The organism is Streptomyces sp. NPDC001920, from assembly GCF_053594495.1.
Map to the genome: position 1 here is coordinate 303,239 of NZ_JBSFEP010000004.1, position 19,910 is coordinate 323,148.

18 protein-coding genes are annotated in these 19,910 nt (G+C 73.4%); 2 read left to right on the top strand and 16 right to left on the bottom strand.

Translation table 11 applies throughout. From position 1 onward, the window contains the following. Window positions 1-220: 220 nt before the first annotated feature. From rfaE2 to ACWCPI_RS08975, 9 genes are all read right to left on the bottom strand, one after another. Window positions 221-1,681 (bottom strand): D-glycero-beta-D-manno-heptose 1-phosphate adenylyltransferase, encoded by a 1,461-nt coding sequence (gene rfaE2 / locus ACWCPI_RS08935; RefSeq protein WP_451037457.1) that lies wholly within the window; start codon window positions 1,679-1,681, stop codon window positions 221-223. Continuing rightward, complete coding sequence (locus tag ACWCPI_RS08940; RefSeq protein ID WP_451037458.1) at window positions 1,678-2,412, bottom strand: D-sedoheptulose-7-phosphate isomerase; 735 nt, start codon at window positions 2,410-2,412, stop codon at window positions 1,678-1,680. Before ACWCPI_RS08940 ends, rfaE2 begins: the two co-directional genes overlap by 4 nt. Then, the gene (locus ACWCPI_RS08945) at window positions 2,409-3,644 is read right to left on the bottom strand and encodes a glycosyltransferase (RefSeq protein ID WP_451037459.1); all 1,236 of its coding nucleotides are present in this window, start codon (window positions 3,642-3,644) and stop codon (window positions 2,409-2,411) included. Before ACWCPI_RS08945 ends, ACWCPI_RS08940 begins: the two co-directional genes overlap by 4 nt. After that, a complete protein-coding gene (locus ACWCPI_RS08950; RefSeq protein ID WP_451037460.1) occupies window positions 3,641-4,603 on the bottom strand; it encodes a glycosyltransferase in 963 nt (320 codons plus the stop codon). The genes ACWCPI_RS08945 and ACWCPI_RS08950 overlap by 4 nt, the downstream gene beginning before the upstream one ends. Next, window positions 4,600-5,607 carry a glycosyltransferase family 9 protein gene (locus ACWCPI_RS08955; RefSeq protein ID WP_451037461.1) on the bottom strand — a complete coding sequence of 336 codons (1,008 nt, stop codon included), beginning with the start codon at window positions 5,605-5,607 and terminating at the stop codon, window positions 4,600-4,602. Before ACWCPI_RS08955 ends, ACWCPI_RS08950 begins: the two co-directional genes overlap by 4 nt. Further along, window positions 5,604-6,131: a D-glycero-alpha-D-manno-heptose-1,7-bisphosphate 7-phosphatase gene (locus ACWCPI_RS08960; RefSeq protein WP_451037462.1), complete on the bottom strand. Its 528-nt coding sequence runs from the start codon at window positions 6,129-6,131 to the stop codon at window positions 5,604-5,606. Before ACWCPI_RS08960 ends, ACWCPI_RS08955 begins: the two co-directional genes overlap by 4 nt. Window positions 6,132-6,193: 62 nt before the next feature. Continuing rightward, window positions 6,194-7,189, bottom strand: coding sequence for a glycosyltransferase family 2 protein (locus tag ACWCPI_RS08965; protein ID WP_451037463.1), 996 nt, complete (start codon window positions 7,187-7,189; stop codon window positions 6,194-6,196). After that, window positions 7,186-8,820, bottom strand: a complete 1,635-nt coding sequence (locus ACWCPI_RS08970) for a carbamoyltransferase family protein (RefSeq protein WP_451037464.1) — start codon at window positions 8,818-8,820, stop codon at window positions 7,186-7,188. Before ACWCPI_RS08970 ends, ACWCPI_RS08965 begins: the two co-directional genes overlap by 4 nt. A gap of 29 nt (window positions 8,821-8,849) precedes the next feature. Beyond that, window positions 8,850-9,842, bottom strand: a complete 993-nt coding sequence (locus ACWCPI_RS08975; RefSeq protein ID WP_451037465.1) for an NAD-dependent epimerase/dehydratase family protein — start codon at window positions 9,840-9,842, stop codon at window positions 8,850-8,852. Window positions 9,843-10,198: 356 nt separating this feature from the next. On the opposite strand from ACWCPI_RS08975, the gene ACWCPI_RS08980 reads away from it, so the two are divergent. Both ACWCPI_RS08980 and ACWCPI_RS08985 read left to right on the top strand, forming a co-directional pair. Next, window positions 10,199-10,762 carry a hemerythrin domain-containing protein gene (locus ACWCPI_RS08980; protein ID WP_451037466.1) on the top strand — a complete coding sequence of 188 codons (564 nt, stop codon included), beginning with the start codon at window positions 10,199-10,201 and terminating at the stop codon, window positions 10,760-10,762. Window positions 10,763-11,123: 361 nt separating this feature from the next. Continuing rightward, window positions 11,124-12,389, top strand: coding sequence for an MFS transporter (locus tag ACWCPI_RS08985; protein ID WP_451037467.1), 1,266 nt, complete (start codon window positions 11,124-11,126; stop codon window positions 12,387-12,389). 504 nt (window positions 12,390-12,893) lie between these two features. Here the strand turns inward: ACWCPI_RS08985 and ACWCPI_RS08990 are convergent. The 7 genes from ACWCPI_RS08990 to ACWCPI_RS09020 form a co-directional block, all read right to left on the bottom strand. After that, window positions 12,894-13,421 (bottom strand): hypothetical protein, encoded by a 528-nt coding sequence (locus ACWCPI_RS08990; RefSeq protein WP_451037468.1) that lies wholly within the window; start codon window positions 13,419-13,421, stop codon window positions 12,894-12,896. 164 nt (window positions 13,422-13,585) lie between these two features. Next, entirely contained in the window at window positions 13,586-14,353 is a 768-nt protein-coding gene (locus ACWCPI_RS08995) for a metallophosphoesterase family protein (protein WP_451037469.1), read from the bottom strand. Then, window positions 14,350-14,637 (bottom strand): BON domain-containing protein, encoded by a 288-nt coding sequence (locus ACWCPI_RS09000; RefSeq protein ID WP_451037470.1) that lies wholly within the window; start codon window positions 14,635-14,637, stop codon window positions 14,350-14,352. Before ACWCPI_RS09000 ends, ACWCPI_RS08995 begins: the two co-directional genes overlap by 4 nt. Then, complete coding sequence (locus ACWCPI_RS09005) at window positions 14,634-15,323, bottom strand: hypothetical protein (protein ID WP_451037471.1); 690 nt, start codon at window positions 15,321-15,323, stop codon at window positions 14,634-14,636. The genes ACWCPI_RS09000 and ACWCPI_RS09005 overlap by 4 nt, the downstream gene beginning before the upstream one ends. Before the next feature lie 237 nt (window positions 15,324-15,560). After that, window positions 15,561-16,667 carry an NAD(P)/FAD-dependent oxidoreductase gene (locus ACWCPI_RS09010; protein ID WP_451037472.1) on the bottom strand — a complete coding sequence of 369 codons (1,107 nt, stop codon included), beginning with the start codon at window positions 16,665-16,667 and terminating at the stop codon, window positions 15,561-15,563. Between the two features lie 273 nt (window positions 16,668-16,940). Next, complete coding sequence (katG, locus tag ACWCPI_RS09015) at window positions 16,941-19,160, bottom strand: catalase/peroxidase HPI (protein WP_451037473.1); 2,220 nt, start codon at window positions 19,158-19,160, stop codon at window positions 16,941-16,943. 103 nt (window positions 19,161-19,263) lie between these two features. After that, a complete protein-coding gene (locus ACWCPI_RS09020; RefSeq protein ID WP_388805773.1) occupies window positions 19,264-19,701 on the bottom strand; it encodes a Fur family transcriptional regulator in 438 nt (145 codons plus the stop codon). Window positions 19,702-19,910 lie beyond the last annotated feature (209 nt).

Genomic DNA, 19,910 nt, shown 5'->3' on the forward strand with positions numbered 1-19,910 from the left:
CACTCGTCACGGTCACGTGCCTCGTCCCGCGAGTGGCCCATTCCGGCCTCCCGGCGGACCCGCCACCGTCAACTCACCCGACCCGCCCCGGCGTTCGCCCACGCCCTTCTGCCCCGGGGGCGAACCGCGGGCCCGCGAGCCGCCTCGTCGCACCACCACCCCGGCGATCGATCACCGCCGGCTCATCTCACTCGTCACGGTGTCCGGCGACGGGCATGGGTCACCGCCGCCTTCGTGCGGTGGCCGGCGTCAGGGGTGTCGACGGTGGTCGTGGGGTCAGGGCCGCTCGCTCGGCGATGCCTGTGGTGGAGCGGCCGTCGAGGTACGGGAAGAGGACGACCTGGCCTCCCCAGCTCTCCACGAGGGGCGCCTCCGGGAGGCGTTCGAGAGCGTAGTCGCCGCCCTTCGCCCAGATGTGCGGGCGCAGTTCGGCGAGGAGGCGCTCCGGCGTGTCCTCGTCGAACACGGCGACCGCGTCGACGCACTCCAGCGCGCGCAGGACCCGGATCCGGTCCGCCTCGGGGACGAGCGGCCGGCCGTCGCCCTTGCGGCGGCGCACGGACGCGTCGGAGTTGACGCACACCACCAGGCAGTCACCGGTGCGCCGGGCCGCCTGCAGCAGCGCGACATGGCCGGCGTGCAGGAGGTCGAAGCAGCCGCCGGCGGCGACGACCGTTCCGCCCGCCGCCCGCACCCGGGCAGCCGTGCGCAGGGCGTCGTCCGTGGGCGCGCCCTGGGGCTGGGGAGCCGTCGTCGCGGTGGCCGTGGCGGCCGTGGAAAGGGACCGTACGCCGCCCTCGGCGACATAGCGGGTGGCGGCGTGCACGGCCGCGCGGACGGCCGTCTCGGCGAGTTCGCCGTCGGCGAGCAGCCCGGCGGCGGTGGCCGCGAACCGGTCGCCCGCCCCGCACGCGTCGCCCTCGGCCGTGACCGGCGACGGCACGAGCAGCGGCGTCCCGCCGTGCGACAGCAGGGCTCCGCGTCCACCGAGCGTCACCGCCACGGACGCCACCCGCCAGGCCCGTACGAGCCGGCCGGCGTCCTGGGCGGCCGTGCGCAGTTCGCCGCTGGGTCCGCGCTGCTCGGTGTCGTCGCGGTCCTCGGTCCGGTCCGCGAGGGCATGTGCCTCGGCGGCGGACGGCGTCGCCAGCCGTGCGCCCGGTACCGGTGGCATGCCCCGGGGATGCGGATCCCAGACGACGGGGATCCGCGCCGCCGCCCCGGCCAGCGCCTCGCGCAGCACGTCGGCGGTGCCGCGGCCGTAGTCGGAGACGAGCACGGCGTCCGCCTCGGTGATCGCTCGGACGGCCTCGTGCGTGGTTTCCCGGGCCCGTCCCTCGCCGTCGTCCAGGCGCAGCAGCGGCCGGCCGTCCGCGAGGACGCGGGTCTTGCTGGACAGGGCGCCTTCCAACGGGAGTTCGACCAGGTGCACACGGCCGGTCAGCAGGTCGCGCAGGGCCGCGCTGTCCGGGTCGTCGCCGAGGGCGGTGATCAGCGTGACCGGCCGGCCGTCGGCGGCGGCGAGGCAGGCGGTGAGCGCGGCCCCACCGGGGCGGGTGGCGCGCCGGGTGCCGCTGACGACCGGTACCGGCGCGTCGGGGGCGAGGCGTTCGACACGGCCGGAGACGTCGTGGTCGAGGAGGGCGTCCCCGACGACCAGCAGTGCGGCCGGTGCGGTCATGTGCCGTCCTCCTCCAGGAGCAGCGCCCAGCGTTCACCGGGCCGTTCGTCGGGGCGATGGTGCTCCTCCGGGGCGCCGCCGGTCCCGACGGACCAGTAGCGCCGGTCCGTCGTGCCGGGCCGGGCGGCGTCGTCCCGGATGCGCCGGTGCGCCGTCTCCCGTCGTGCGACCGCCTGGTCGAAGGTCTCGCAGAGCATGTGGACGGCCACCAGGTGCAGCTCCTGCACCGTCGCCGAGGTCGCCGCCTCGACGCAGAGGGCCTCGTCGGCGGCGCTCGCGAGCGGGTTCGGTGCCGGGCCGGTGAGGGCCAGCACGGTCATGCCGAGGCGGTGGGCCTCGCTCGCCGCGACGAGGAGGTTGGCGCTGGCGCCGCTGGTGGACAGCAGGGCGAGGACGTCTGCGGCGCGGCCGTGCGCGGCGACCTGGCGGGCGAAGATCTCCTGGACGCCGTAGTCGTTGGCGATGGCGGTGGTGGAGGACGTGTCGGCGTGCAGCGCGAGTGCGGAGAACGCCGGGCGTTCGTCCCGGTAGCGGCCGACCAGCTCGGCGGTGAGGTGCTGCGCCTGGGCCGCGCTGCCGCCGTTGCCGGCGACGAGGAGCCGGGAGCCGGAACCGAGACGGGAGGCGAGCAGCGCGCCCCAGTGCCGGAGCACGGGCCCGGCGTAGCCGCGGAAGCCTTGCAGCGCCCGCATCAGGTCGTCGCAGTGTGTGACGTCGGAGGCGAGTTTCATCGGACGGCTCCCGACAGCGAGGGGACGGTGGAGACGGCGCTGTAGGCGCGGGTCACGCCGTCGGCGACGCGGTCCCAGGTGTAGCGGGCCAGGACACGGCGGCGCCCGGCCGCGCCGTAGCGGGCGAGCAGCTCCGGGTCGGCCAGCAGGCGGCGGACGGTGCCGGCGATGTCGTGGTCGTCGTCGGGCGGTACGAGGACGCCCGTGACGCCGTCGACGACGGTGTCGAGCTGCCCGCCGACGGCCGTGGCGAGGACGGGCGCGCAGCAGGCCATGGCCTCGACGGGCACGATGCCGAACGGTTCGTAGCGGGGCAGGGACAGCACGAGGTCCGCGCCGGACATCAGCCCCGGCATCTCCTCGCGGCTCACCCCGCCCAGCAGCCGTACCCGGTCGGCCACACCGCACTCGTCGGCGATCGCCCGCAACCGCTCGGCCTCCGGCTCGGCGAGCAGCAGGGCGGCCTCGGGTCCGCCGGCGATGAGGAGTTCGGCGTCCGGGATGCCGGCCAGGGCGCGGATGGCGCGGTCGAACCCCTTGCGGGGGACGAGCCGGCCGACGGCGAGGAGGCGCCGGGGCGCGGAGGCGGGTCTGCGCGTCGCGGCGACCGGGGCGAACCGCACGGGGTCGACGCCGCAGGGGACGACCGAGATGTGTCGCCGCGGCAGGCCCATGGCCCGAAGTTCGGTGACCTCGTCCTCGCAGGTGGCGATGATGCGGCTGCACTCGCGGCCGATGGTGGTCTCGATCGCGATGCGGTCGGGCGGGCTGGTGTCGGCGGCGCCCTGATGGCGCTTCTTGACGGTGCCGAGCGCGTGGTAGGTCTGCACGACGGGCACGCCGAGGTCGCGGGCGCCGGCGAGCGCCGCCCAGCCGGACATCCAGAAGTGGGCGTGCGCCACGTCGGGCGGTTCGGCCGCCCACCGCCGGGCCAGGAACGCGCCGAACTCGGGCATGTAAGGCGGGAGTTCGTCCTTGGGTATGGGCGCCGCCGGTCCCGCGGGCACGTGCACGACCTTGAATCCGTCGGGCACGGTGACCTGTTCCGGCAGCCGGGGGTCGTCACGCCGCGTGTACACGGTGACCTCGTGTCCGCGGCGGACCAGTCGCCCGGCGAGTTGCGCCACGTAGACGTTCTGTCCGCCCGCGTCGGGTCCGCCGAGCGCGGCCAGCGGACTGGCGTGCTCGGAGACCATGGCGACACGGCCGGCCGAGGGGTGGCTGGTGCTCATCGGGTGACCTCCTTGATCAGACGCTCCCAGTCGTCCCGGAAGCGCCGCTCTCCGTAGCGGGCCTGCGCCGCGGCCCTGGCGGCCTCCCCTGTCAGCCGGGCGTCCACGGGGTCCGCGAGGAATCCGCGCATGGCGTCCCGCAGTACGTCGAGCCGGTTGGACACCACCCCCGCTCCCTCGGGGACGGCCTCGCGCACCTCGGTGGTGTCCAGGGCGACCACGGGCATCCCGAGGAACATCGCCTCCAGCAGGGACAGTCCGAGGGACGTCCACCGGACGGGGTGCAGGTACATGCGGCAGCGCGCCATCGCCGGGTGCAGGCTGCTCTGGGGCAGGTCGCGGCTGCGCAGCCGGTCGGACGGGAGTCGCAGGTGGTCCCCGAGCCCTTCGGTGCGCATGCCGAAGACGTCCAGCGGCACGGCGCGCGCGAACTCGGGCAGCAGGTCGGTTCCGGTCGTACGGCCGCGCCGTACGGGGTCGTTGACGACGACCGCGGCGCGCGGCTCCTCGCCGGTCCACAGGTGTCCGGGGTCCATGACGCCGTGCTCGATCACCGTGGTCGGGGCCCGGCCGCTGTCCCACATCAGGCGGTTGAAGTGGGTGACGTGCACGAGCGTGATGTCGTCCCGGTCGGCCAGCGGGTGCCGGGTGTCCACGGGTGTGGCGTGCGGGCTGTTGTGCTCGACGTAGACGGCGGGTACGTCGGCGCCGGGACGGCGCCCGGTCCACCGGCGGGCGAGTTCGAGTTCGTGCGGCCGTTGCAGCACCATCAGGTCGATGTCGGCCTCGCGCAGCTCGGCGGGGCTCAACTCCCGTACGGTGGGCGGCCACTGCCATGTCCTGGCGCGTCCGAGTCCGTCGGGCCCGCGGTCGGGGGTCACGGGGACGAGGAAGTCGTACGCGCCCTGCACGAACGACGTCAGCCACGAACCGTGCACATGCCACACGAGGATGTTCATGCGTCCTCCTTGAGCAGTTTGCGGACCGCGCCCACCACGTCCTGCCCGGTGACCTCCTCCAGGCAGGGGTGACCGGGCACGGGACAGCGCCGGGCACGGCTGTCCGCGCAGGGCGCGCGCTGGTCGCCGAGGACGACGCTCGGCACTCCGTACGGCGCCCAGCGCTCCGCCGGGACCACGGGGGCGAACAGCGACACGACCGGCGTGCCGACGGCGGCGGCCAGATGGGCCGGTCCGGTGTTGCCGCACACCACCACGTCGGCGGTGCGCAGGATCCCGGCGAGCGTGCGCGGTTCGGTGCGCCCTCCGAGGTCCACGGCGATGTCGCCGCTGACCTTCCGGGTCAGGCCGACCTCGTCGGGGCCGCCGGTGACGACGACCCGGTGCCCGGCCTCGGCGAGCGACTCGACGGCCTCGGCGCAGCGTTCGGGACTCCAGGCGCGGGCCGGTGCGCTGGCTCCGGGGTGCAGCACGACGTAGGGGCCGTTGCCCGTCAGCGCGATGGTGTCGGGCGGCGGCAGGACGCGCAGCAGGCCGTCGTCACCGGCGGGCGGCTCGAAGCCCATGGCGGCGGCGGTGTCGAGGGCGGCCTCGGCCTCGTGGCGGCCGGGGAGCCGCCGGTGGCGTACGTCGAGGAGGCGGCCCGGGTGGTCGACGCTGTCGGCGCCGATGTACGGGACGCCCGCCAGGCGCAGCAACAGGGCCGTGGGCAGGGGGCTCTGGTGGAAGGAGGTGAGGACGAGGGCGGCGTCGAACGCCGCGCCCTTCAGGCGTCGTACGAGGCCGTCGACGTCGGCTTCCTGGACGGTGGGCGCGTCGAAGCCCTCCCACGGGGCCTCCCACACGATCACGTCGTCGACGCCGGGCAGCAGGCGCGCGGCGGGTTCGCCGCGCGGGCGGCACACCATGGTGACGTGGCAGGAGTGCGCGGCGACGGCCCGGACCGCGGGTCCGGCGAGCAGGACGTCGCCGAAGCTGTCGAGGCGTACCACCAGGCTCTTCACGGGCGATCACCCCGCCTCTCGGCGAGGAGCCGCCGGACCGCCGTGAGCAGGTCGGGGGCGGTGTCGGGTGCCGTCTCGACCTCGTACGGCAGGGTGGCCGCGTTGGGCACGAGCACGCCCCGGGCGCCGGCGGCGCGGGCGGCCTGGACGTCGGCCGCGATGTCACCGATCACCACGCAGTCCGGCGGGGGCACTCCCAGCCGCCGGGCGGCCTCGACGACCAGTCCGGGGCGGGGCTTGCGGCAGGAGCAGCCGGCGTCGGGCGCGTGCGGGCAGTGGACCCAGGTGTTCAGGCCGCCCAGCAGGGTGTCCGCCCGGTCGTTGACCCGGCGGACGTCGGTCTCCGTGATCAGTCCGCGGCCGATGCCCGACTGGTTGCTGACGACCCCGGTCGGGATGCCGGCGGCGCGCAGCAGGTCCAGTGCCTGCCGGACGCCGGGGAGCGGGTGCACCCGGGCGGGGTCGCCGTTGTAGGGGACGTCCTCGACGAGGGTTCCGTCGCGGTCGAAGAGGACGGCGGCCACGCGGCCGTGATGACGGCGACCCCGCGTGGGCCGGTGAAGGCTCGTGCCCGTTCCGCGCCGTGTCACCGTGTGCTCCTGAGGGGGGTGGCCCGCCGGTGGCGTATCAGCCCGTCGACCCAGTGGCGCACGGCGAGCGGCGGGATGACCACGCTGGTGGCGATCATGGTGGTGATCTCCTGCGGGGTGCGGGGCCCGGGCTTGATGCGGGCGAGGGCGAACTCGGCGGTGCCGAGCGCCCACAGTCCCGCGGTGACCCGGGCCGCGCGGCGCCGGCCGGCCAGCGCGAGGGCGGGGGTGGCGAGCGCGAGGGACGTCACGAGCGCGTGCCGGGGCAGTCGGCCGCGCGGGGCCCGGGCGTTCGCCCACCAGTGGGGGCCGTGCATCCGGGTCATCAACGCGTCGTCGGCGTTGCCGCGTTGGGCCCGCACCGAGACCCAGCGGTCGGCGTCCCGCACCGGGTGGCGCGTCGTTCGCTGTCCGCGGCGCAGCAGCCACCCGGCGTCGCGGACGCGCAGGGCCAGGTCGGCGTCCTCCCGGAAGGCCCGGCCGAACCGTTCGTCGAAGCCTCGGACGCTCGCGAGCGCCTCGGTGCGGTAGGCCATGTCCGCCGTGGCCCAGGCGGCCCGTTCCAGTCCGGCGGTGCCGCGTTCCCAGTCGGTGGGCCGGCGGTCCTCCGGCAGGGGGACCCGCAGGCGTCCCTGGACGCCGCCGGTGGCGGGGTCCGCGGCGGCGAGGTCGTCGGCGAGCCGGCGGGACCAGTCGGGCAGCACCTGGACGTCGTCGTCGAGGAAGACGGTCCAGGGTGAACGGACCGTGTGCCAGCCCTCGTTGCGGGCGGCCGCCGGGCCCCTGCCTCCCGTGCTCAGGGTCTTCAGCGGCAGGTCGCCGGCCGCTTCCAGGGGCAGCGGGCCGGTGGGGTCGGGGCGGTCGTCGACCACCACGACCGCCTCGGGTGGGTGGTGGGGCGCGGCCTCGGCGAGCGCGCGCAGGCAGTCGGCGAGGCAGGGCCGTCCGATCGTGGGGATGACGACGGAGTAGGCGGGAACGTCGGCCGTCATGCGAACACCTTCTTCCGCCGGATCGCGAAGGGGCCGAGGGCGAGCAGGTCCACGGGCGCCGAGCCGAAGCACTCCAGGGCGTCCCGGGGGTCGTCCACCATGGGCCGTCCGGCGGTGTTGAGGCTGGTGTTGACGACGACGGGCAGGCCGGTGAGTCGTTCGAACCCGTCGATCATGCGCGCGACCAGGGGTTCGTCCCGGCGGTCCACGGTCTGGATCCGTGCCGTGCCGTCGACGTGGACCACGGCCGGGATGCGATGCCGCCACTCCTCGGCGACCTCGTGGACGAACAGCATGTAGGGGCTGGGCAGCGGCCCGTCGAAGAGCTGAGCGGCACGCTCGGCCAGCACCATGGGCGCGACGGGGCGGAACTCCTCGCGGCCCTTGACGGCGTTGAGGCGTTCGAGGTTCGCGGCGCGGCCCGGGTGGGCGAGCAGTGAGCGGTGCCCGAGTGCCCGGGGCCCGTACTCGCTGCGCCCCTGGAACCAGGCGACGATGCCGTCCCCGGCGAGTTCGGCGGCCACGGTCTCGGCGATGTCGTCGGGTTCCTCGTAGGGCACGGCCGCGCGGTCCAGCCGGTCCCGCAGTTCGTCGTCGCTCCAGTCGCGGCCGAGCGCCGCGGTCGGCATCGCCTCCACGGCCTCCTTCTGGTGGGCGACGTGGAGCGCGGCGCCGAGTGCGGTGCCCGCGTCCCCGGCGGCGGGCTGCACCCAGACGTGGCGGAAGGGTGTCTCCCGGTGCAGCCGGGTGTTGGCCACGCAGTTGAGGGCGACGCCTCCCGCGAGGGTGAGCACCTCCTCGCCGGTACGGTCGTACAGCCATCGGGCGAGGCCGAGCAGGACCTCCTCCAGGCAGGTCTGGGCGCTGGCGGCGAGGTCGGCGTGGTCCTGCGTCCAGTCGGCGCCCGCCGCACGTGGGGGGACCAGCGACGCCCACGGGACGGGGCGTGCGCGGAAGCCGCCGTCGCCGTCCGGGTGGACGTACTCGCGCAGCCGGTCGAGGAAGCGGGGCGTGCCGTACGAGGCGAGCGCCATCACCTTGAACTCGTCGCTGCTGCGCAGGAATCCGAGGTGCTGGGTGAGGTCCTCGTAGAACAGCCCCATCGAGTCGGGCAGCGACTGCGAGCCGAGGACGGTGAGTTCGCGGTTCGCGTACCGGCCGGCCAGGTGCGAGCCGCATTCGCCGCGGCCGTCCAGCACCAGTACGGCGCTGTCGGGGTACGGGGCGGCCTGTCCGGCGGAGGCGGCGTGGGCGACGTGGTGGGCGACGAAGCGGACCTTGCCGGGGTCGAGTCCGGGCAGGGCCTCGGCGAGGAACCCGGGGGCGCGGCGGGCGTATTCCTGACGCAGGTGGTCCCAGGGGTCGTCCAGCCCCAACCGGCCTGCGGGACGGGCGAGTTCGGGGTCGTAGGAGTAGGCGACCGCGTCCAGGTCGGCCGGGGTCAGGCCGGCCCGGTCCAGGCACCATCGGGCGGAGAGTTCGGGAAGTTCCCAGGCGGAGAAGGGCAGGGGGCGCTTGCCGTGCTTGCGCCGGCTGAAGCGTTCCTCCTCGGCGGCCGCCACGATCCGGCCGTCCACGACGAGGGCGGCGGCGGGGTCGTGGAAGAGGGCGTTGATTCCCAGGACGCGCATGCGATGCCTCCGTACGGCGTGCGGGTGGGTCAGTCCTGTGGGCCGGGCTCGCGCGCCGCAGACTCCGTGGCGAAGTAGGCGATGGTCTGCTTGACGCCCTCCTCCCAGGGCACCCGGGGCGTCCAGCCGAGCAGCTCGCGCGCCAGGCCGGTGTCCGGGCGGCGGCGCTGCGGGTCGTCGGTGGGGCGGTCGACGTACACGATCGGTGAGGAGGAACCCGTCAACTCGACCACCCGGTGGGCGATCTCGCGGACGGTGACCTCGTCGCTGCCGCCGATGTTGACGGGGCGGACCGAGTGGCTCGCCGCCACGAGCAGGATCCCGTCGACGGTGTCGTCCACGTAGCACAGCGACCGTGTCTGACGGCCGTCGCCCGCCACGGTGAGCGGTTCGCCGGCCAGTGCCTGGCTGACGAAGGTGGGGACGGCTCGCCCGTCGTGCGCGCGCATGCGCGGCCCGTAGGTGTTGAACAGGCGCACGATCCCGGCGTTCGCGTCCTTCACCCGCACATGGGCGGTGACCAGGGCCTCGGCGAACCTCTTGGACTCGTCGTACACGCTGCGCGGCCCGACCGGGTTGACGTTGCCCCAGTAGTCCTCGCGCTGCGGATGCCGCAGCGGATCGCCGTACACCTCGGAGGTCGAGGCCAGCAGGAACCGGCACCGGTCACGCTCGGCGACGGCCAGCATGGTGCGGGTGCCGAGGCTGCCCGCGTCGAGCGTCTCCAGGGGCAGCCGAAGGTAGTCGGCGGGTGACGCGGGGCAGGCGAAGTGCAGGACCAGGTCGTACGGCCCCGGGAGCCGCTGGGGGGCGTCGGGTGCCGAGACGTCGCATTCGACGAACCGGAAGCCGCGGCGGGCTTCGAGGTGCGCGATGTTCTCACGCGAACCGGAGCACAGGTTGTCGGCGCAGTCGACTTCGACGTCCGAATCCAGCAGGCGCTCGCACAGATGGCTGCCGAGGAAGCCGGCACCGCCGGTCACCAGGGCACGTCGCCATGTACATGTCGAAGATTCGCTCATGGGTCTTCCTTCTCCACGCACGAGGACGCCGGGAAACCGGCGCACACCGCACACCCTCAGGCGCGGCACAGGAGGTTTCGGAGAACCGCGGAAGGCTTCGGCGCGCCTTCGCCCGACTGTTGGCGAGGGTGAAAGAACTGGTCGCGGACGGCGCCCGGCGGAAGCGCCCGCGCCCGCAGTCGTCTCTTTCGACGACGCACGACCACGGGGTTCCCGGGGTGTGCTGGTTTCACACGTTGATTCCTACTATGCGTCGGTCCGTGGCCGGTCGCGACTTCGTGTGAGTCCGCCGACCGCGGGCACTCGGAGCCGGCGGCGGCCCACCCGGGGCGCCGCTGAAGCTGGAGGTGAAGGACATGGGTCATGGTGGGAACGTCATCGACGAGCTGGTGACCGATCACCGCGAGGTCGAGGAGCTCTTCGGCCGGATCGAGGCGCTTCCGTCCGGTGACAAGGACCGCAAGGTGTATGCCGAGCAGGTCACCATGGAGCTGGTGAGGCACTCGGTCGCCGAGGAGGAGTACCTCTACCCGGCGGTGCGGGAGCATGTCGCGGGCGGGGACACCCTCGCGGACAGGGAGACCGAGGATCACTCCAAGGCCGAGCAGATCATGAAGGACCTGGAGGGGTGCGAGGCCGGCGATCCGGACTTCGACCGGCTCGTCGGGATGTTGATGACCGAGGTCCGCTCGCACATCGCGGACGAGGAGCAGAACCTCTTCCCCAGGCTGCGCGCGGCCTGTCCGCCCGAGGCGCTCGACCAGCTCGGCGACAAGGTGCGTACGGCGAAGAAGATGGCACCGACGCGGCCGCATCCGGCCGCCCCGGACAAGCCGCCCGCCAACAAGCTCCTGGCCCCCGGAGCGGGCCTGGTGGACCGGATGCGCGACGCGCTGAGCGGTCGCGGCAAGAAGGACTGACCCGGGCCGGGAGGGACGGCCGTGCGGTCCGGCCTCCCGGGCCCCTGTGAGCAACCACACTCGACCGGCAAATACCGGATCGTCCCGGGCAGTTGACCCCCGGGGCGGCGGCGCGACAGGGCGGGCGCCGTCGTTCCGGGGGTCCGGTCTGCCACGATGGTCCGCGCCGTGACCGACTCGGTGGAACCGCCGCGCAGCGCAGCCGGCGATACCGGTTCCCCGGTCCCTCCTCGACTCCCCTGGTTCCGGGTACCGCACTGTGTCTTTCACCCCTGCCCTGCCCCCGTCTGCGCCGAACACCGCCTCCGTCCCGTCCGACGGCGAGTCCCGCTCGCCCTGGCGGTCGCTGAGGTACCGCAGCATGCGCTGGTGGTCCGTCGCCAACTTCCTGTCGAACGCCGGCACCTGGATGCAGCTCACGGTGCAGAACCTGCTCGTCCTGCAGATCACCGGCTCGGCGGCGGCGACGGGCCTGTCGATGTCCGTTCAGGCCGCTCCCGCGCTGTTCATGAGCCTGCTGGGCGGTACGGCGGTGGACCGCTGGCCCCTCAAGCTGACGGCCGCCGTCAGCCAGGCGCTGCTCGGCGCGGTGGCCTTCACCACGGCCCTGCTGGTGGCGCTGGGCGGGCTGGACATGACCTCCCTGATGGTGCTGGCCGCCGTGACCGGCATCATCGCCACCGTCGACGGGCCCGCGTGCGCCCTGCTGGGCAACGACCTCGTTCCTGTGGCGGACGTGCCCTCCGCGATCGGCGTCGGCTCGCTGGTGCACAACGCGGGCCGGCTCGTGGGCACCGCCCTGGCCGGTGTCACGGTCGGGTTCCTCGGCACAGCCGCCGCCTACGCCGCGAACGGCCTGTCGTTCCTGTTCGTGGCGTCGGTGATTCCCTTCCTGCGTCCGGCGCCCGGCGCGGTGCGGCACGCCGCGCAGGTGCGCTCCGTGCCGCGGCCCGGCGACGGCAAACCCTCCGCGCCGGACATGACCATGCGCCAGGGCCTGCTCTTCTTCCTGCGCCGCCCCCGTCTGGTCGCGCTCGCCGCGGTCACCGGGGTCAGCTCGGTCTTCGGCCGCAACTACGGCCTCACCCTGGCGGTGCTCGTCACCGGGCCGCTCGCGGGCGGGGCGGGGTCCTTCGGCACGGTCTCCACGGTGCTCGCCGTCGGCGGCATCCTGGGCGCGGTCCTCGGTGCCCGGCTGCGCAGGCCCTCCGTCCGGCTGGTGGGCACGCTGGCGGCGGCGGGCGGTCTGCTGCAGGTGGCGGCCGGGCTGTCCCCGTCGCTGGCCGTGCTGCTGGTGCTGGTGCTGCCGATGGCCGTGGTGGAGTCCGTCTCCGACACCGCCGGGACTTCCGTCCTGCAGACCGACCCTCCGGCCCACCTGCGGGGACGCGTGCTCGGCGTCTGGAGCAGCATCGGTACCGCCTGGGGGCTCGGCGGCCCTCCGGCCCTCGGCCTCCTCATGGAACTGGCCGGCGCCCGCGGCGCCCTGGTCACCGGCGGTCTGATCATCGCCGCCACCATCGCGGCGGGCCTCACCCTCCGCGCCCGCCGAACCCCGACGCCGACGACCCTGCCGACGAAGGAGGGCGACGCCACGGTGCGGGCGGCCCTGGGGACGGCTGCCTGACGGGAGGGGGGCGACGGCACGGGGCGGGCGGCCCGGGCCCGACGGCACGGGGCGGGCGGCCCTGGCGGGACAGCACGGAGCGGGTTCCCCCGGGCCCGACGGCACGGAGCGGGCGGCCTGGCGGGACGACAGCGAGACGACTCACCTGACACGGCCCAGGGCCGACGCCACGAGCCGGACAACCCCAGCGAGACGACTCACCTCACGAGGCACGCGGGTGGCGGAGCCGGACGGCCCTTCGAGGGCTGGACGAGGAGCGCCCGCGGGCAGGCCGGGGCCGGCTCGCCGAGCCGTACGCGAAAGGCCCTGCAGCACGCGGCTGCCGTCGCTGGGCTGCGCGGCGCGAGGACTCCCGGGCTCGGCGCCATCAGAGCTCGCAGGCAGCGAGGCTGGGCGGCATCCGAACCGGCGACTGCTGGGCCGGGCTCACCGGACCCGTCGCCCGGTCCTTCCCCGTACGCCGTCCGACGCCCCCGCCCACCCGAACGGCGGCACCACGCACGCTCAGGCGGCCAGCGCCCGGCCCGGATCGAGGCGTGCCTGAAGGGCGGCTCGATGGAGGGCGGCCACGGGGGCCACCAGGTCGGGGTGACGCAGCAGGGCAGCTGCGGCCCGGTCGCGGGAGTCGGGGCGGACGAGGCGGCGGAACTCCTGCGGTACGCCCGTCGCGTGATCGCCGTCGGCGAGCGCCGCTACCGCCAGCCGGGCCAGGGCGTCGTCGGTGAGCAGGCAGGCCGCCCAGCTCGCCACGACCTCGTCGACCCAGGTGCGCCAGGCGAAGTCGTCCGTCTCGTCGGCCGCGGCGGCGTCCGCGCCGGTGACCCAGTCCAGGCCACCCGAGCCGCCCGGGCCCGCCATCCCCACGAGTGCGGCGTCCGTCGGCGTCGGGTACCGCAGCCATGCCGCGACCGTGACGGCCTGCCGGGCCTGCACCTCACCCAGGGCGGCGGCCAGCGCGCCGCCGCACGCGGGATAGGAACGTGTCAGCCATTGGGTGGTCGCCGCGATGAGCGGGGAGAGGTCTGCGAGCACTGCCGGGCCGTCCGGGGTACGAGCGATGGACGCTTAGGTCCACCAGATCTACAGAAGCCCTGAAACGGTAGCCCGGCGTCCCGGCCGGTGGACATGCCCGAAGGCCGATCGGCGGCGTGGCCTCGCCCACACCGGGACGGTCACGGCACGACGCGACCACACCCTCAGATCCGCGTCCGGCCGCCCGGGGCAACGGATACCGCCCGGTCGTGCCGTGCGAGGTGGTAGACGTGGAAGGCCCGGCCGATCACCGGCTGAGCGACGTTGCGCACCTTCACGCCCCCGCTCGTCATGCCGTGCTCGCTGCCCAGGTGCGCGTGCCCGTGCACCGCGAGGTCGGCGCCGGCCGTGTCGATCGCCTCGGCCAGCAGATAGCTGCCGAGGAACGGGTAGATCTCGGGCGGTTCCCCGGCCAGCGTGTCCGGTACCGGGGAGAAGTGGGTGAGCGCGATACGTACGTCGCAGTCCTGCCCCGCCAGCTCCTGCAGGGACTCCCGCAGGGTGTCGGCGCGCCGGCGCGAGTACCTGACGAACTCCTTCATGATCGGTTCCCCGAACTCACCGGCGCAGCGCCCGACGAACCCACCGCCGAAGCCCTTCGTGCCGGCCACGCCGATCCTGGCGCCCCCGTTGCCCACCACGGTCGCCTGGCCTTCCAGAACCCGCGCGCCCGCGTCCTCCAGCACGGCGGTGATCTCCTCGGGGCAGTCGGCGTGGTGATCGTGGTTGCCCAGCACCGCGACGACCGGGACCGCCAGTCCCTCGATCTCGTGCGCCACCACCCGGGCCTCCTCCGGGGTGCCGTGGCGGGTGAGGTCACCGGCGAGCAGCAGCACGTCGGCGCATTCGGGCAGGGTCTCGAAGGAGGGACGCAGCCGGCCCTTGCTGTCGGGCCCCATGTGGATGTCCCCGACGGCTGCTATCCGGATCATTCGACCTCCTCGGCGTGATCGGGCGCGGTGGAGTCCGCGACCACGATGTCGCTGTGGACGGGCGCCCCCGACAGCTCTTCACGCGCCATGCGCAGGATGTCGTCGCGGCACTGCGCTGACGGCACGGTGCCGGTCAGCAGGACCGCCTCGCCGCGGATTTCGATCCGCACACCGAGCTCGCCGAGGTCCCCGGCGGCCAGATGGTCGGCGAGATGCGCCACCCGGTAGTCCAGGCCCTGCGGCGCTCCGGCGCCGGGAGCGGGCGGGGCGCCGTATCCGGTCATCGAAGCTCCTCCCGTGGGGCGATGACGTTCAGGCGTTCGAGGAGAAAGAAGAAGGCGGCGGGCATGGGCTCGTCACCGCAGGAAGCGCGTACGTCCTCCCAGTCCACCTTCTCGCGCAGGGCACGGGCGGCGGCCAGCACCGGCCCGAAGTCGCAGTAGTGCTCCGAGAAGGGCTCGATCAGGCCGCGCATGAGGTCGGTCGGCGCGATGACGGGCATCCGCACCGAGTCGACCGGGAGCTCCTGCGCGCGGGCGAGCATGTCGTCGGAGACCGGCCGGTGCGCCAGCTCGAACAGGAGGTCGACCTCCTGTCCGAAGCAGGTGGTCTTCAGCAGCCAGTCCTCCGGGGGCGTACGGACGGTGAGGCCCGCCTCGGCCAGTGTCTCGGTCACCGCCTGGGCATCGGAGCGGCGGATGCAGAAGTCGGCGTCGTGCTGGAGGTGACCGCTTCCGCCGTGCGCGTAGACGGCGACGCTGCCGGCCAGGGCGAAGCTGTGCCCCTTGCGTTTGAGCAGCGCGCCCACCTGCTTGGCCGCCTCCAGGATCGCCTGGCTGCGGTCACCTACCGGTGTTCCGTTGGTGAGCGAGCGCGGCTCCCGCGAAGGCGACGGGCCCTCCTCCACCGGGCGCAGTTCCGCAAACCCGGGTCGCTGGGCGGGCGTCGCACTCTCCCGGTTCTGCGTCATCACGACTCCGTTCGAAGCACGCCGGTCCTGTCCGAGCCCGCGGCTGGGGGCGGGCGGGCTCGATCGGAGGCCGAGTACCCGGCACACCAGGTTCAATACGGCGAGCATCAATACGGTGAGCAGGGCCCTGCAGGTCGTTCGTCGCCGGTTCGGGAGGCGGTCGGGCAGCGGGCGGGCCGCGCTCGGGGGGCGCTCGGGCAGCGCTCGGGAAGCGCTCGGGAAGCCGCCGCCGGGCGGTCACGCCGCGGTGTAGCCCAGCTGCCGTCTCATATAGGGGGTCATGAGCGTCTTGGCCTTGGCCAGCGTGGTCGTGCGGCCGCCGAGGACCGCCGTCTCGCCCCCGGGCACGGGGAGCAGGGTCACTCCGTCGGCCGGGCCGAAGGGGACGATGAGCGGCGTACGGTGCGTCGGGCGATAGGAGCGGGGCTCCTTGCGGTGCCTGCCGGCGCTGTTGAGGTAGGCGCGGATGTTGTGAGCCGCCAGGTCGGCCTGTGCGAGCGCGGCCGGAGTGATCTTGAGCTCGGTGGCGTCGTTCACGTCGCCGACCGCGAACACCTCCAGCCACCCCTGGACGCGCAGCGCCTGGTCGACCTTCACATGGCCCGTCCCGTTGAGCCAGTCCCCGTGCCCGGCCAACCGCAGCCAGAGGGTGTTGGGGGTGGTACCGGTCGCCCAGAAGGAGAGGTCGGCCTCGATGACGGTCCCGCGGCTGTCGCGGTAGGTGCCGAACTCGTTGCCCGGCGACATGAAGGCGTCCAGCCACACCTCCACGTCGTGGGACTCCAGCCACTCGCGCGCCTTGCGCCCGGCCCGGGTGCTGCCGGTGGCGTGCAGCAGTTCCGGCCCGGAGTGGGCGAGCGTGACCCTGGCTCCGGGCCGCGCCAGGCGGATCTCCGCGCTGAGCTCGACACCGGAGGGCCCGCCGCCGACGACCAGGACGTGCTCGGCGCCCGCGATGTGCTGCTGGTGCGCGGCGAAGGACTTCGCCGCCTCCTCCTGGGTGGTGCCCGTGAAGCGGGCGGGTTCGGGGTAGTCGGCGCCGGTGGCGATCACGAGCACGTCGTAGGGGAGCCGCTCCCCCGTCGCGAGCACCACCTGGCGCTCGGCGGTGTCGATGCGCACGGCCTTGCCCACGGCCACACGGCCGTTGCTCAGCAGGCGGTCGTACGGGATGAAGGGGGTGAACGACCAGTCGCGACGCACCCCGGCGCGCAGGGAGGCGATGCGGTGGAAGAAGACCTCCTTGCGGTCCACGAGGGTCACCCGTGCCGTGGCGTCCAGTCTTCTCGCCAGACGGACGCCCGCATAGCCGCCGCCGATCACCACTACGTCGCCGTCGAGCACGCCGGGTCTCCTGTGCTGGGTGGGGCCGAACTCCTCGCGGCGAGCCTAGCGATTGAAACTTAAAGAACTGATGGGGTGCCGTGTGCGTTGTGTGAAGGGTGTGGCCGATGCGGCTGGTGTGGCCGATGTGACCGGCGTGGCAGATGTGGCGGGTGTAGCTCCTGGAGCCGCGCCTCGTCCGGGCCGAGCGCCCCCACACACGAGAAACGTCCAGGCCGGCCCCCACGGGCCGGCCTGGACGTCGTACGCGTGACGGATCAGACGAGTGACGGATCAGACGAGGTCGAACCGGTCCAGGTTCATGACCTTGACCCACGCCGCGACGAAGTCGTTCACGAACTTCTCCTTCGCGTCGTCGCTCGCGTAGACCTCCGCGAGCGCGCGCAGCTCGGAGTTGGAGCCGAAGACGAGGTCGGCACGGCTGCCGGCCCACTTCAGCTCGCCCGTGGCGGCGTCACGGCCCTCGAACGTGGTCTGGTCCGAGGACGTCGACTTCCACGTGGTGCCCAGGTCGAGCAGGTTGACGAAGAAGTCGTTGGTCAGCACGCCCGGGGTCCGGGTCAGGACACCCAGCTGCGACTGCTGGTGGTTGGCGCCGAGGACGCGCAGGCCACCGACGAGGGCCGTCATCTCGGGGGCGCTCAGGGTGAGCAGGTTCGCCTTGTCGAGCAGCAGGTACTCGGCGGGAAGGCGGTTGCCCTTGCCGAGGTAGTTGCGGAACCCGTCGGCGACCGGCTCCAGCGCGGCGAAGGACTCCGCGTCGGTGTGCTCCTCGGTCGCGTCGACACGGCCCGGGGCGAACGGCACCTCGACGTCGAACCCGGCGTCCTTGGCGGCCTTCTCCACGGCCGCGGAACCACCGAGGACGATCAGGTCGGCCAGCGAGACCTTCTTGGCGCCGGAGTTGAACTCCTGCTGGACGCCCTCCAGCACGCGCAGGACCTGAGCGAGCTGGTCGGGGTCGTTGGCCTCCCAGCTGCGCTGCGGCTCCAGACGGATACGGGCGCCGTTGGCACCGCCGCGCTTGTCGCTGCCACGGAACGTCGAGGCGGACGCCCACGCGGTGGAGACCAGCTGAGAGACGGTCAGGCCGGAGTCGAGGAGCTTGGCCTTGAGGGCCGCGACCTCGGCGTCGTCGATGGCCTCGCCCTGGGCCTCGGGCAGCGGGTCCTGCCACAGCAGCGTCTCCGCCGGAACCTCCGGGCCGAGGTACAGGGACTTCGGGCCCATGTCACGGTGGGTCAGCTTGAACCAGGCGCGCGCGAAGGCGTCCGCGAACTCCTCCGGGTTCTCGTAGAACCGGCGGGAGATCGGCTCGTAGATCGGGTCGAAGCGCAGAGACAGGTCCGTGGTGAGCATCTTCGGACGGTGCTTCTTCGACGAGTCGTGGGCGTCCGGGACGATCTCCGGAGCGTCCTTGGCCACCCACTGGTGGGCGCCGGCCGGGCTCTGCTCCAGCTCGTACTCGTACTCGAAGAGGTTCTTGAAGAACCCGTTGCTCCACTGGGTCGGCGTGGTGGTCCAGGTGACCTCCAGGCCGGAGGTGATGGCGTCACCGCCCTTGCCCGTGCCGTAGGTGCTCTTCCAGCCCAGGCCCTGCTCCTCCATGGACGCGGCCTCGGGGTCGGCACCCACGTGGTCGGCCGGGCCGGCGCCGTGCGTCTTGCCGAAGGTGTGGCCACCGGCGATCAGGGCGACGGTCTCCTCGTCGTTCATCGCCATGCGGCGGAACGTCTCGCGGATGTCGCGGGCGGCGGCGATCGGGTCCGGATTGCCGTTCGGGCCCTCGGGGTTGACGTAGATCAGGCCCATCTGGACCGCGGCGAGCGGGTTCTCCAGCTCGCGGTCGCCGCTGTAGCGCTGGTCGTCGAGCCAGGTGGTCTCGGGGCCCCAGTAGACGTCCTCGTCGGCCTCCCAGACGTCCTCGCGACCACCGGCGAAGCCGAAGGTCTTGAAGCCCATCTGCTCCAGGGCGACGTTGCCGGTGAGGATCATGAGGTCGGCCCAGGAGATGGACTGGCCGTACTTCTTCTTGACCGGCCACAGCAGGCGGCGGGCCTTGTCGAGGTTGCCGTTGTCCGGCCAGCTGTTGAGCGGGGCGAAGCGCTGCTGACCCGCGCCGGCGCCGCCGCGGCCGTCGCTGATGCGGTAGGTACCCGCGCTGTGCCAGGCCATACGGACCATCAGCGGGCCGTAGTTGCCGAAGTCGGCCGGCCACCAGTCCTGCGAGGTGGTGAGGACCTCGGCGATGTCACGTTTCACGGCCGCGAGGTCGAGGGCCTGGAACGCCTCGGCGTAGTCGAACTCCTCACCGAGGGGGTTGGCCACCTCGGGGTTCTTGGCGAGGATCTTCAGGTTGAGGCGCTCGGGCCACCACTGACGGTTGCCACCGCCCTGAGTCGGGTGCGCGGCACGCCCGTGCGCGACGGGGCAACCACCGCCCGCCTCCTCCGACTTCGGGTCGGTGACGATCGCGTCGTGGTTCTCAGTCATGGGAATCCTTCCGGACGGGGTGGATCACAGTGCTCGGGTGGATCACGGTGCTCGGTGGATCACAGTGCTCGGGTGGATCACGGTGCTCGGCTGGATCACGTGTTCAGGAGCCGCGGGCGGCTGAACAGGCGGGGCACAGGCCCCAGTAGATGACCTCGGCCTCGTCGACCGCGAAGCCACGGTCGTCGGACGCGGTCAGGCACGGGGCATGACCGACCGCGCAGTCGACGTCGGCGACGGCGCCGCAGGACCGGCACACCAGGTGGTGATGGTTGTCGCCGACCCGCCCCTCGTAGAGGGCCGGGCTGCCGGGTGGTTCGAGGCGGCGCACGAGTCCGGCCGCGGTGAGAGCGTGCAGGCCCTCGTAGACGGCCTGCAGGGAGACGTGCCCCACGCGATCGCGCACCCCGGAGGCGATGGCCTCGACACCGAGGTGGTCACCGGCGCGCACGGCCTCCAGCAGCGCGACTCGCGCGGCGGTCACCCGCAGGCCGGCACCGCGCAGCTCCTCGGCGGGGGTCGGGGTCGGGGATGCGGTCATGGGGACAACCTACCTTCCTAAACACGAATGATTCAAGAAAACGAACGATGAAAGTTTGCCACGTCCTGGATGGCCGGAAAGCGAGGTCGGCCGCGGCCGCGTTCCCGCCCCCGTTCCGTCCGCTGGCGCACATGACACCCTCCGAGGCCCCCCAAAGCGCGAAAAAACATCACTTATGGCATCGGCGCGTCGCTTTCTGTCAAGGACTT